Source organism: Stenotrophomonas sp. TWI1151, from assembly GCF_039673135.1.
Lineage (GTDB): Bacteria > Pseudomonadota > Gammaproteobacteria > Xanthomonadales > Xanthomonadaceae > Stenotrophomonas.
Genome location: NZ_JBDJLA010000016.1, coordinates 35,501 through 48,708, shown reverse-complemented (window position 1 = coordinate 48,708; position 13,208 = coordinate 35,501). Strand labels below are relative to the sequence as shown.

The 13,208-nt window shown below is 66.6% G+C and carries 8 protein-coding genes; 4 read left to right on the top strand and 4 right to left on the bottom strand.

All coding sequences use genetic code 11. The features are described from left to right. Positions 1-3: 3 nt before the first annotated feature. Both ABE422_RS16805 and ABE422_RS16800 read left to right on the top strand, forming a co-directional pair. Positions 4-2,070: a glycoside hydrolase family 97 protein gene (locus tag ABE422_RS16805; protein WP_346483370.1), complete on the top strand. Its 2,067-nt coding sequence runs from the start codon at positions 4-6 to the stop codon at positions 2,068-2,070. 266 nt (positions 2,071-2,336) lie between these two features. Further along, a complete protein-coding gene (locus ABE422_RS16800) occupies positions 2,337-5,096 on the top strand; it encodes a TonB-dependent receptor (protein WP_313217511.1) in 2,760 nt (919 codons plus the stop codon). 810 nt (positions 5,097-5,906) lie between these two features. Here the strand turns inward: ABE422_RS16800 and ABE422_RS16795 are convergent. Then, on the bottom strand, positions 5,907-7,520 hold the full coding sequence (locus tag ABE422_RS16795; RefSeq protein ID WP_313217509.1) for an alpha glucosidase: 1,614 nt from the start codon (positions 7,518-7,520) through the stop codon (positions 5,907-5,909). Between the two features lie 304 nt (positions 7,521-7,824). On the opposite strand from ABE422_RS16795, the gene ABE422_RS16790 reads away from it, so the two are divergent. Further along, positions 7,825-8,823: a polyprenyl synthetase family protein gene (locus tag ABE422_RS16790; RefSeq protein ID WP_313212422.1), complete on the top strand. Its 999-nt coding sequence runs from the start codon at positions 7,825-7,827 to the stop codon at positions 8,821-8,823. A 30-nt stretch (positions 8,824-8,853) separates the two neighbouring features. Here ABE422_RS16790 and ABE422_RS16785 read toward each other — a convergent pair whose 3' ends face one another. Then, a complete protein-coding gene (locus ABE422_RS16785; RefSeq protein WP_346463885.1) occupies positions 8,854-9,654 on the bottom strand; it encodes a dienelactone hydrolase family protein in 801 nt (266 codons plus the stop codon). A 149-nt stretch (positions 9,655-9,803) separates the two neighbouring features. Here ABE422_RS16785 and ABE422_RS16780 point away from each other — a divergent pair, with 149 nt between their 5' ends. After that, positions 9,804-10,400, top strand: a complete 597-nt coding sequence (locus ABE422_RS16780) for an SMI1/KNR4 family protein (RefSeq protein WP_346483369.1) — start codon at positions 9,804-9,806, stop codon at positions 10,398-10,400. Positions 10,401-10,448: 48 nt separating this feature from the next. Here the strand turns inward: ABE422_RS16780 and murD are convergent, their stop codons facing one another. After that, the gene (gene murD / locus ABE422_RS16775) at positions 10,449-11,858 is read right to left on the bottom strand and encodes a UDP-N-acetylmuramoyl-L-alanine--D-glutamate ligase (RefSeq protein ID WP_346483368.1); all 1,410 of its coding nucleotides are present in this window, start codon (positions 11,856-11,858) and stop codon (positions 10,449-10,451) included. Beyond that, entirely contained in the window at positions 11,839-13,191 is a 1,353-nt protein-coding gene (gene murL / locus ABE422_RS16770; protein WP_346483367.1) for a UDP-N-acetyl-alpha-D-muramoyl-L-alanyl-L-glutamate epimerase, read from the bottom strand. The genes murD and murL overlap by 20 nt, the downstream gene beginning before the upstream one ends. Between the last annotated feature and the right edge of the window lie 17 nt (positions 13,192-13,208).

Here is a 13,208-nt window from a genome sequence, read left to right as displayed (position 1 = left end):
GAAATGCCGTCACTGTCGCATCCAACAAACGGGCCTTTCGCACGTTGTCGCCGGCCCCTGCTCGGCTGGATCCTCTGCGCATTCAGCGCCACCGTCTCGGCGGAACCGGTCACTGTCGCCAACGTCGAGTCGCCCGGCAAGGTACTGCGCGTGTCGCTGCAACTGGACGGCGGCAACCCCAGCTATCGGGTTGAACGTTTCGGCGAGGCCGTGGTGGACAGCTCCAAGCTCGGCTTCCAGCTGCGCGATGGCCGCCTGGACCGGGATCTCGCCGTGGTGGGCCAGCAGTCGCGCAGCGTCGATGAAACCTGGGAACAGCCCTGGGGCGAGCGCCGGCTGACCCGCAATCACTTCAACGAAGTCGTCGTGCAGCTGGCCGAACGCAGCGGCGCCCAGCGCCGCATCGATGTGGTGTTCCGGGTCTATGACGACGGCCTCGGCTTTCGCTACCACTTCCCCGAGCAGCCGGGCATGCGCGAGGCGATCATCGACGATGAGCTGACCGAGTTCGCGATCGCGCCCGCCTCCACCGCCTGGTGGATTCCGGCCGGTGAGCCGATTCACTACGAATATCTCTACCAGCGCACGCCGCTGGATCAGGTGCCACTGGCACATACGCCGATGACGCTGCGCAGCCGCGATGGCCTGCATGTCGCCATCCACGAAGCCGCGCTGGTGGACTACGCCGGCATGTGGCTGCGCCGCACCGACGGCCAACGCCTGCGCGCGCAGCTGTCGCCCTCGGCCGAGGGCTGGAAAGTGCGGCGAAACCTGCCCTTCGACACCCCCTGGCGCACGCTGCAGATCAGCGACACCGCCGGCGGGCTGGTCGAATCCAGCCTGATCCTCAACCTCAACGAACCCAATGTGCTGGGCGACGTCAGCTGGGTAAAGCCTTCCAAGTACCTGGGCGTGTGGTGGTCGATGCATCTGGATGAGGAGAGCTGGGCCACCGGCCCGCGGCACGCCGCGACCACCGCCAAGACCCGACGCGTGATCGACTTCGCCGCCCGGCATGGCTTCCGTGGCGTACTGGTGGAAGGCTGGAATCCCGGCTGGAACGGTGACTGGGTCGGCAATGGTTATGCCTTCGATTTCACCCGGCCCACCGCGGACTTCGATATCGAGGCACTGTCGGCTTACGGCGCGAAGAAGGGCGTACACCTGATCGGCCACCATGAAACCGGCTGCGCGATCGAACACTACGAAGATCAGCTGGGCGCGGCGCTGGATCTGTATGCGCGGCTGGGCGTGGATGCATTCAAGAGCGGCTATGTCTGCGATGACGGCCAGGTCGACCGTCGCAACCCGGCCGGTGGGCCGCTGTGGCGCGAGTGGCACGACGGCCAGTTCATGGCCCGCCATCACCTCAAGGTGGTGCAGGAAGCAGCCAAGCGGCATATCGCGGTGAATCCGCACGAGCCGATCAAGGACACCGGCCTGCGCCGCACCTACCCGAACTGGATCACCCGCGAAGGCGCGCGTGGCATGGAGTACAACGCCTGGGGCCAACCGCCGAACCCGCCCGAGCACGAGGTCAACCTGGTGTTCACCCGGATGCTGTCCGGGCCACTGGATTACACCCCCGGCATCCTGAGTCTGAAGGGCCGCGGCGGTCAGGCGATCCCCAGCACGCTGGCCCGGCAGCTCGCGCTGTACGTGACGATCTACAGCCCAATCCAGATGGCGGCCGACCTGCCCGAGCACTACGAGCAGCACCGCGAAGCCTTCCGCTTCATCGAGGACGTCGCGGTGGACTGGGACGACAGCCGCGTGCTCAACGGCGAGGTGGGCGACTACGTCACCATCGTGCGCAAGGACCGCCACAGCCGCGACTGGTTCCTGGGCAGCATCACCGATGAACACGGCCGCGTGCTCCCGGTCTCGCTGGGCTTCCTGGCGCCGGGTGTGCGCTACCGCGCGGAGATCTACCGCGATGGCGACGGCGCGGATTTCCGCCGCAATCCCTTCGCCTTCGTGCGCGAAACGCGCGAGGTCACCAGCGCCGACGCGCTGACGCTGGTGCTTGCACCGGGCGGCGGCCAGGCGATCCGCTTTACCCCGTTGTAAGTCGCTCAGCCAGCGCCGCGTGCGTGGATGCGGCGTGCCGACCAACGGTCGGCACCTACCTGGCGCGTGTACGCCGGTGCGGCTGCAATAACGCACCTGTAATCGCTTCCAACGCTGCAAACGTCATTGAATACGTATGCAGGGTGATTCCCACAGCCGATGCGCTGCCTACCATAGCCACGCAGTCAACGGCCACCGCGCCATGACGCTCCCGGGTCCTCCGGGCAACCAAAAAATCGATTGGCAACATTGCCTGGGAGGGGAAAATGTTGAACCGCAAGCGCAGCGCGCTGAGTCTCGCGCTGGCCGTCGCCCTGACGCCGTTGATGGCGTCGGCGCAGACCGCCGAACCCAGTACCACCACTGCACGGACCGGCACCGCGGCGACCAATCTGGACACCGTCCAGGTCACCGGCATCCGCCGCGGCATCGAGAACGCGATCGCGATCAAGCAGGACGCGACCTCGGTGGTCGAAGCGATTTCGGCCGAGGACATCGGCAAGCTGCCCGACGTGAGCATCGCCGAATCGCTGGGCCGCCTGCCCGGTCTGGCCGCCCAGCGGGTGGCCGGGCGTGCCCAGGTGATCAGCGTGCGCGGCCTGTCGCCCGACTTTGCCACCACGCTGCTCAATGGACGCGAAGTGGTCAGCACCGGTGACAACCGCAGCGTCGAGTTCGATCAGTACCCCTCGGAGCTGGTCAACGGCGTGACCGTGTACAAGACCCCGGACGCCGCCCTGGTCGGCCAGGGCCTGTCGGGCACCATCGACATGCAGACCGTGCGCCCGCTGAGCTTCGCCGAGCGCGTGATCGCGATCAGCGGCCGCTACCAGAAGAGCTCGCTGGGCAAGGCCGCCAATGTCGATCCGTACGGCAACCGCTTCAGCGCCAGCTACATCGACCAGTTCCTCGACAACACCTTGGGCATCTCGATCGGCTACGCGCACAGCGACATGCCCATCCAGGAGAACCAGGTCGGGCTGTACGAACCGTGGACCACCGAGCAGACCGACCAGGGCAACCGCCCCGGCCTGGCCCCGGGCACGGTGTTCTCCGACGGCATCAAGGCGCTGCGCCGCACCGGTAACAACGAGCGCGACGGCGTGATGGCCACCGTCCAGTTCCGCCCGTCGAACGTGTGGACCAGCACCCTGGATGCGTTCCACACCGAAGCCGAGCAGATCGATACCGCCAACCAGTTCGAGGTCAACCTCAGCAACTACAACGGCGGCTATACCCCGGGCCTGCTGATCACCAACCCGCAGATCAACGCCGATGGCACCTTCGCCGGCGGCGTGGCGACCGGCGTGTATCCGCTGGTGCGCGGCATGTACAACAAGCGCAAGGACAAGATCGACGCGTTCGGCTGGAACAACGAGTTCAACTTCGAGCGGGTCAAGGTTGTCGCCGATGTGAACTACTCCAAGGCCACGCGCAACGAACTGAACCTGGAGAACAACCTGCAGCTCACGCCGATGCCGCAGCTGGATTCGGTCGGGGTGGTGGTCAAGCCGGACGGGTTCTCGCAGATCAGCCCGGGGCTGGACTATTCCAACCCGGACGCGCTGTTCCTGACCAACACCATCTACGGCTCCGGCTACGGCAAGGTGCCGATGGTCGAAGACCGCCTGAAGGGCGCCCGCCTGCAGGCCACCTTTGCGATGCCCGATTCGCTGCCGTGGTTCTCCGATGTGGACGTGGGCGTGAACTACGCCGACCGCCGCAAGGACAAGACCCAGGCCGAGGGCAACATCCTGCTCGGCGACCAGGGCGATGCCAACATCGCCGGTGACCTGCAGTACGCACCGGTCAACCTGGGCTTCGCCGGCATCGGCTACATCCCCGCCTGGAACGTCCCGGCCGCGGTGGACCGCTACATGGTCTTCAACCCGGTCACCAACCTGGACTACCTGATTCCCAAGGCCTGGACGGTGCAGGAAAAGACCAGCACCGCCTGGATCCGCGCCAACATCAACACCGACCTGGGCGAGGTGGGCCTGCGCGGCAACATCGGCGTGCAGATGGTGCGCACCGACCAGAGCTCGCAGTCCAACTACTTCGACCGCTCGCGTCCGGACGGCCAGAACATCCTGCCGATCGATGACGGCAAGACCTACACCGATTGGCTGCCGAGCTTGAACCTGGCCTTCATGTTCCCGCACCAGCAGACGCTGCGTTTCGCCGTGGCCAAGCAGGTGGCACGCCCGCGCGTGGACCAGATGCGCGCCGGCCTGGAGTTCGGCGTGGACACCGCCACCGGCAAGCCCGGCGGCAGCGGCGGCAACCCGCTGCTGGATCCGTGGCGCGCCAATGCGATCGATCTGTCCTACGAAAAGTACTTCGGTGAAAAGGCGTATGTGGCGGCTGCGGTGTTCTTCAAGGATCTCAAGTCCTACGTCTACACGCAGTCGCGCGATGACTACGACTTCAGCGATCTGCTGGCCAGCTACGTACCACCGCCGGGCATGATCGTGCCGGTGCTGCCGACCGGCACCTTCTCGGCCCCGCAGAACGGCCAGGGTGGCAAGCTCAAGGGCCTGGAGCTGACCGCCTCGTTCCCGCTGGAGATGCTGACCGAGACCTTGCGCGGCTTCGGCGTGCAGGCCAGTGCGACGTTCAACGACAGCGACATCAAGATCCTGGATCCGGAAAGCGCGTCCAGCGTGGGCAGCGATCCGATCAGCCTGCCCGGCCTGTCCGAGCGCGTGTACAACTTCACGGCGTACTACGAGCGCAGTGGGTTCGAGGCCCGCGTGAGCCAACGCCGCCGTTCGGATTTCATCGGTGAGATCGGCAACTTCAACGGCAACCGGACGCTGCGGTATGTGGTCGGTGAGAACGTGACGGATGCGCAGGTCAGCTACACCTTCGCGGACAGCAGCAGTCTGCATGGGCTGACGCTGTTGCTGCAGGGAAGCAATCTGACCAACGAGCCGTATCGCACCTACGCTGGCACGAAGGATCGACCGCTGGAGTACGTGGAGTGGGGCCGCACGTACATGCTGGGTGTGAACTACAAGTTCTGATTGAGCTTGCTTCAGCGACGTAATGGCAACATCGAAGAACCCGCTGCTTGTGCAGCGGGTTTTTTTGTTGGCTTTTCTCTGCCCCTGAAGAGCGTCAGCGCCGGCTGTCATTGGCCTGGTCGGCGGTGTGTGGGTTCGCGGGACGCGCCGTAAACCCATCCATGGGGGCTCGTGAGCCGCATCCCTGCGGCACAACGGTCCCGCCAACCCACACACCCCCGCCCTTCGACAGGTGGTTGGTTGCCATGGCAGTGCAGTGCGAAGCGAAGCGAAGCAACGCAACGCAACGCAACGCAACGCGACGCGACGCGGCGGAGGATCGAACGCGGTATCTGCGGTTAGGGCCAGCTCGAGCAGTTCCGCCGCCTCGACACTTTTGACCGTGCCGACCACGTCGAACGCCCCGATTGCCCTGACCGCCCGGACTGTTCCGCTCCACCGACCAGACCGATCAACCCGATCATCTCGACCGCGCTGGCCGATCCGACCATTGCGCATGCTTCAGCTGCTAGCGTCGCTTTTCCCTTGCGCACCAGCCCATTGTCAAAGGGCGGGCACGGGTGGGTTGGCGGGACCATGAGCGCCATGGATGGCGCGACATGAGCCTACACGGACGTACTTGCGGCGGGTCCCGCCAACCCACCCGTGCCCGCCCAAACCAGCACAAGCGCAGCCCAACGCGCCGTTGCCGTTGCCGTTGCCGTTGCCGTGGCTGTTGCTGTTGCTATTGATGTGGCCCAACGCACGAACGCAAGACAAAAAAAGGGCGAGGCACCCGGCCCCGCCCTCTCAATACCACCGGAAACCCACTCAGCCGCGTCGCGCGCAAAACATCGACTGCGCCGGCAACACCAACTCACCACCGACCACCTCGCCGACATCCGGACCCGGCACATGCATCGCCTGCCAATCACCCACCGGCAGCGCAACCCGAGCCGTCCCGGCCGACAGATTGAACGCCAACAGCAACGTCTCCTCCCCGTGCACCCGCTCGAACATCAACACCGGCTCGGCGCACTCCAGGAAACGAATATCCCCCACCAACAGCGTCGGCATCGTCCGCCGCCATGCCAGGAACTGACGGAACGCGTTCAACACCGAATGCGGATCCTGTTCCTGCGTCGCCACCGACGCGGCCTGATGCGCCGCCGGAATCGGCAGCCACGGCTCGCCCGTCGTGAAGCCCGCCTTCGGCGCATCCAGCCACGGCATCGGCGTACGGCAACCGTCGCGGCCCTTGAAGTTCGGCCAGAACGTAATGCCGTACGGGTCCTGCAGCGCCTCGAACGGCACGTCCGCCTCGCCCAACCCCAGTTCCTCGCCCTGGTACAGGCAGATCGAACCGCGCAGCGAGCACAGCATGGCCACCAGCATCCGCGCCAGGCGCGGTTGGGCCGGATGGCCACCCCAGCGCGTCACCGCACGCTCCACATCGTGGTTGGAGATCGCCCAGCACGGCCAGCCTTCGGTCATGGTGGCTTCCAGCCGTGACACGGTGTCGCGGATGTAACCGGCGCTGAAATCCTTCACCAGCAGCTCGAAGCTGTAGCCCATGTGCAGGCGGCCCGGGGCGGTGTACTCGGCCGTGGTCGCCAGCGAATCTTCCGCGGAGATCTCGCCCAGGCTGACCGAGCCCGGGTACGCGTCCAGCAGCACGCGCAGCCGCTCGATGAAGCCGATGTTCTCCGGCTGGGTGTTGTTGTAGTAGTGGTACTGATAGGCGTACGGATTGTCCGCGCTGAAGCCACGGCCGAGGCGCTTTTCCAGCGGCTTGGCCGGGTTGTCACGCAGTTGTGCGTCGTGGAAACAGAAGTTGATCGAATCCAGGCGGAAGCCATCCACGCCACGGTCGAGCCAGAACCGCACGTAATCCAACGTGGCCTGCTGCACCGCCGGATTGTGGAAGTTCAGGTCGGGCTGGTCGGCCAGGAAGTTGTGCAGGAAATACTGCTCGCGGCGCGGCTCCCACTGCCAGGCCACGCCGCCGAAGATCGACATCCAGTTGTTGGGCGGGGTGCCGTCCTCGCGTGGATCGGCCCACACGTACCAGTCCGCCTTGGGATTGGTGCGGTCCTGCCGGCTCTCCTGGAACCAGGCATGGTCGATCGAGGTATGGCTGAACACCTGGTCGATCATCACCTTCAGGCCCAGCGCGTGCGCTTTGGCGAGCAACTGGTCAAAATCGGCGAGCGTGCCGAACAACGGATCGACGTCGCGGTGGTCGGCGATGTCATAGCCGAAGTCGGCCATCGGCGATTTGAAGAACGGCGACACCCAGATCGCGTCGACGCCGAGCGCGGCGACATAGTCCAGGCGCTCGATGATGCCGGGCAGGTCGCCCACGCCATCGCCGTTGGCGTCCAGGAAACTGCGCGGGTAGATCTGATAGATGACGGCACCGCGCCACCATGGAGACTGCGACATTGGGGCCCCCCTTCGGGCTTCCACGGCACCCGCGAGGGGGCCAGAAACGAACCCGACAAGCTTAGCGGGGTGCCTCCAGCGGTGGGGTCGCATGCATACGTATTCACGCCGGATCGCGGTGCGCGGGGCGTTCCGGGCCTTCGGTCAGGCGGCGGCTCGCCCGGCACATGGCCGGGGGCCGGCGGCCAAGGTCGGCACGATCCGGCGCCCTGCCCCGCGCCTTGATCGGGCCGCCGGCGCGTCTTCGCAGGCGGAATACGAGCGCACCGCCTATAATTCCGCCCAAGCCTGAAAGTCAGACCGCATGACCATCACCGAAGACACCCGCCCCGCGCTGGGCCTGCCCCAGATCCAGACGCTCGCCGCGCCCGACATGGACGCCGTCGATGCGCTGATTCGTCGCCGACTGTCCTCGGATGTCGTGCTGATCAACCAGATCGCCGACCACATCATCTCGGCCGGCGGCAAGCGCCTGCGCCCGATGCTGGTGATGCTGGCTGGCCACGCGGTCGGCCAGGCCGGCCCGGAACACCACCAGCTGGCGGCCATCATCGAGTTCATCCACACCTCGACCCTGCTGCATGACGACGTGGTGGACGAATCCAGCCTGCGGCGTGGCCGCAGCACCGCCAATGCGCTGTGGGGCAATGCCCCGAGCGTGCTGGTAGGCGATTTCCTGTACTCGCGCAGCTTCCAGCTGATGGTCGAACTGGACCGCATGCCGGTCATGCGCATCCTGGCCGACACCACCAACCGGATCGCCGAGGGTGAGGTACTGCAGCTGCTGCATGTCCACAACCCGGATACGGACGAAGCCGCTTACCTGCGCGTGATCGAGCGCAAGACCGCGGTGCTGTTCGCTGCCGGCACCCGTCTGGGCGCGCTGGCCAGCGGCGTGGACGAAGCCACCCAGCAGGCGCTGTACGACTACGGCATGAACCTGGGCTACGCCTTCCAGATCGCCGATGACGTGCTGGACTACTCGGCCAATGCCGATGAGCTGGGCAAGAACCTGGGCGACGACCTTGCCGAGGGCAAGGCCACCCTGCCGCTGATCCACGCGATGGCGCATTCCGATGCGACCACCCGTGAGCGCCTGCGCGAGATCGTGCAGAACGGTGACGCCGAGGCGATGCCGGAGGTGCTGGCGGCCATCCACGCCACCGGCGGGCTGGAGTACAGCCGCGCCCGTGCCGAGGAATACGCCGATGCCGCCGAGCGTGCGCTCGACGGCCTGGCCGACAACGATGCCGTGGCCGCGCTTCGCGGGCTGGCCCGTTACGCGGTGCAGCGCTCGCATTGATCGGAAAGCGTGCCGACCAACGGTCGGCACCTACCGGCGTGTCGTCTCGAACCGCTCCTCGAAGAACTCATCCAGCGCCTTCCACGCGCGCTTGGCCGCGCGCTCGTTGTACTGGCACCCCGGCGGACTGTTCGCATCCGACTCGGCAAAGCAGTGCACCGCGCCGCTGTAGTTGGTGAACGCCCAGTCGACCTGGGCGGCGTTCATTTCCTGCTCGAAGCTGGCGATGTCGTCCTTGCTCACGCTCTTGTCGTCGGCGCCATTGAGCACCAGCACGGAGGGATGGGTGCCACCGGCCTTGGCCGGCAGCGGCGAGCCCAGCCCACCGTGCAGGCTGACCACACCGGCCAGCGGTGCGCCGGCGCGTGCCATCTCCAGCACTGTGGTGCCGCCGAAGCAGAACCCGACCGCGCCGATCCGGCTGGCATCCAGCGGTGCCTTGCCGGCCTGGGCCTTCAACACCTCGATCGCCTTGAGCGCACGCGCCCGCAGCACCGGACGGTCATTGCGCAGCTTGGTCGCCACCGGACCGGCCTCGGCATCGGTCTTCGGACGCACACCCTTGCCGTACACATCGGCCACCAGCACCACATAGTCATCGCCGGCCAGCTGCTTGGCCTTGGCGATGGCCGAATCGTTGACCCCCTTCCAGTTGGGCACCATCACCAGGCCCGGGCGTTTGTCGTTGTCGCTGTCGTCGTAGACCAGCACCCCGCTGAAGGTGGTGCCGTCCTGGGTCCACTCCACCGGCTTGGCCTGCATCGCCGCCAGCGCGGGCAGCGCCGTCATGCCCAACAGCACCGCCGCACCCCACCGCCATTGCCTGTTCATGCGTCTGCTCCCGACAGAAAGAGCCCCGAGTGTATGACGGCCGGTTGACGAGACCGTGTAGAAGCGCCGGCGCGACGTGCAACCCCGTGAATTGACTACCTCCGTCCCTGTTATGGCAGGCTGGCCGCCCCCTTTGCATGGAACCCCGCATGAGCCTTGTCGATCGTTTCCTTTCCGGCCTGGTGCCGCGCCTGCCCCACGACGATGCGCGGATGTGGGCCTGGGTCGAGGGCGCCAGCACGGCCGATCTGCAGCGCCTGCGCGAGCGCTGGCCGCAGGTGCCCGAGAGCCTGGTGGCGCTGCTGGGGCGGGTCGATGGCACGCATTTCCGCACCTACCCGGGTGGCGAGGCGGTGGTACTGATGCTGGGCTCGGATGTCGAGGAGGGGCGTTACCCCTACTACCTGCGTTCGGTGGACCAGATATTCGAGGACAGCGCGCAGTGGGATGACAGCATCCGCTCGATCTACGAGGAATGGCTGGAGGAAGACCCCGAGATCCTCGGCGAGGGCATCGATGCGGATCTGCCGATGGGCAAGCGCCTGTGCTTCTCGCACTGCATGAACAACGGCGGCACGTCGATGCTGTACCTGGATTTCGACCCCGCGCCGGGCGGCACGGTCGGCCAGGTGGTGCGCTACCTGCACGACCCGGACAGCTATGCCGTGATCGCACCGGGTTTCGATGCGTACCTGCAGCAGCTCATCGACGGGGATTACGCGTTCATCGATGAGGAAGAAGCCTGATTGCAGGATCCCACGCAGCCGACCAACGGTCGGCTCTACCGTGGCACGTTATGCGATCCCGATGCCCGGGATCGCCGTGATCGCATCGGGATCAAACCCCGCCAGTTCGGCGAAGTGCCGGCCACGCGCGACGTAGTCGCGGTACACGCCGTAGCTCGGCGCACCCGGCGACAGCAGCACCACCCCGCCCTGCCCGCCGAGCGCGGCCTGCGCCAGCCGCATGGCGTCGGGCAGATCGGTAGCGGCATGCAGACCGAAACGGCCGGCATCGGCCAGCGGCTGCAGCAGCGCGTGGATACGCGGGCCGTTGGCGCCCATGGTGACGATCTCCACCGGCGGCACGTCGTGGGCCATGTGCGCGACGAAGTCGTGCCAGTCCAGGCCACGATCATGGCCGCCCACCAGCAGCGCGATGCGGCGACCGGCGAAGCATTCCAGCGCCGCCAGGCTTGCGTGCGGCGTGGTGCTGATCGAATCGTTGACGAAGGTGATCCCCTCGCGCGCACCGATGGTCTGCAGGCGGTTGGGCAGCGGGCGGAAGGCCTGCACCGCCGGGGCCAGGGCCACCGCGTCCAGGTCCAGCGCCTCGATCGCCGCCAGCACCGCGCACAGGTTGCCGCGGTTGTGTCGGCCGGGCAGCGGCGTGTGTGAGGTGTCGAACACGGCCTGCTCGCCGCGATGCACGACATCGCCGCGCATATGCCAGCCCAGCGGCTGGTTGAACCAGATGACCTCGCTCTCCGGCAGCGACAACGCTGCCAGGTGCGGGTCGGCCGCATTGAGCACCGCGATCCGCGGCGCGGCCCCGGTGACCAGCTGCAGCTTGTCGTCGATGTAGCGTGCTTCGCTGCCGTGCCAATCCAGGTGCTCGGGGAACAGGTTCAGCACGATGGCGACCTGCGGGTGCGCGCCACTGCGCGCAACCTCGCCGGTCTGGTAGCTGGAGAGCTCCACCGCCCAGTACTGCGGCACCGGCTGCGGGTCGAGCACTTCCAGCAGCGGCAGGCCGATGTTGCCGATCAGCCCGGTGCGCGCGCCCGAGGCGCGCAGCAGATGCGCCAGCAGCGCGGTGGTGGTGCTCTTGCCCTTGGTGCCGGTCACGCACACGGTATCGTGCACGATGCCGTCGGCGGCGGCCTGTTCGGCGAACCACAGCGAGGTACCGCCGATGAACTGCGTGCCCTGCGCCGTGGCGTGCAACGCAGCGTCGCCATACGGGCTGATGCCCGGCGACTTGATCACCACCTCGAACGCGGCCAGCGCCTCGCCGGTGACATCCGAACGGACCGTCAGCGCGCCGTGGGTTTCCTCGCGCGCATCGGTGGCCTCGGCCTCCGGGCAGAACAGGGTCAGCGGCAGCGACGGCAGCCGCTGCTGCAGGACGCGAAACGCGGCGCGTCCCTCACGTCCCCATCCCCACAATGCAACGCGTTTGCCATCAAGCTGCGAAATTCGCACGCAGACGCTCCCAGATCGCCGGCGGAATGCGGTGCTCGCCTTCTAGTGCCAGCAGCGGTTCGATCTGCAGTTCAGTAGCGTCCAGCTGCGGGCGGATCTCGTGGACGAAGCGCATCACCAATGCGTCTTCATTCCACTCCGGGCGCGCGGCCAGGGTCGCCATCGCGGCGCGCGATTCGCGGCCTTCGCCCACGCACTCGAACGGCTTGTGGTCCTGGAATTCCAGCAGCGCATCAAAGCCCGGGGCCTGCTCGATATCGTCGAGCAGGTTGCGGCCGAAGATGCCGACCAGGCGCATCTTGGGCATGAACGGGGCCAGCGCCAGGAACACGAAGTGGCACTTCGGGCAGACGCCGCACCAGCGGTTCACCGGGCGCTCGCCCAGGATGTGGAAATTGCGGTTGCAGCTGGAGAAATGCGCGTCGTAGCCATCGCGCTTGGCGAACTGACGCGCCACCGCCAGCTCCGAGAGCGGGCGCAGCAGCGAGTAGTAATGCAGGTCTGCGGCGACATGCTGCTCCAGGTGCTCACCGAAGGCCTGCTCGAACGCCCAGCCCTTCGACCACTGGTGATTGACCTCGCCGGTGCCCGGAATCTGGCTGCCATAGCTGGCCGAGCGCTCGTTGGAGAACACCACCTGGTCCACGCCCTGCAGCAGCGCGGCCAGCACCAGGATCGCCGAGTTCACCGCGGTGACCGGGATATGGCCGTTCCAGGCACCCTGGCGGTTGAGCTCGAACAGCTCCGGGGCCAGCGTGCGGCCGATGTTGAGGATCGGCAGGCCGGTGCGCTCGGCGCAGGCACGGATCAGCTGCGATCCGCCGATCCACGTGACCGTTTCGGCGATGCCCAGGCTGCGCAGCGCTTCGATGCTGACCAGCGAATCCTTGCCGCCGCCGATGGCGACCAGCGCGTGTTCGCGCAGGCCCAGCACCGGTGCGGTGAAGGCCTCGCCCTCCACCGGCAGGCGGAAGCGGCCACGCAGGTTTAGGCCATTGCGGTAGGCGAATTCGCCCAGACCGTTGAGGTACACCGTCTCGACCAGCGCAGCGGTGGCCGCATCGATCGTGTAGCTGTCGATACGCACCTGTTCGGGCACGCCGGCCTTGTAGTAGCTCACGCCGGCCATCAGGTGCAGCAGGCGCAGGGCGCGCTGCACTGCCTCGGCGCGGTCACCCTCGAGCACGAACGGCGCGCCCGGAATGGTCACCGTCTCGATCAATTCCGGGCCGTCATCGAAGGCGTAGACCAGCTGCGCCACGCCGGTGTCCGCGGCGAAGTCGCAGCGGACGAAGCGGAAAACGGCAACCTGGTGTTTATCAAAAGCAGTCATGGTGTATCCGGTTTGGA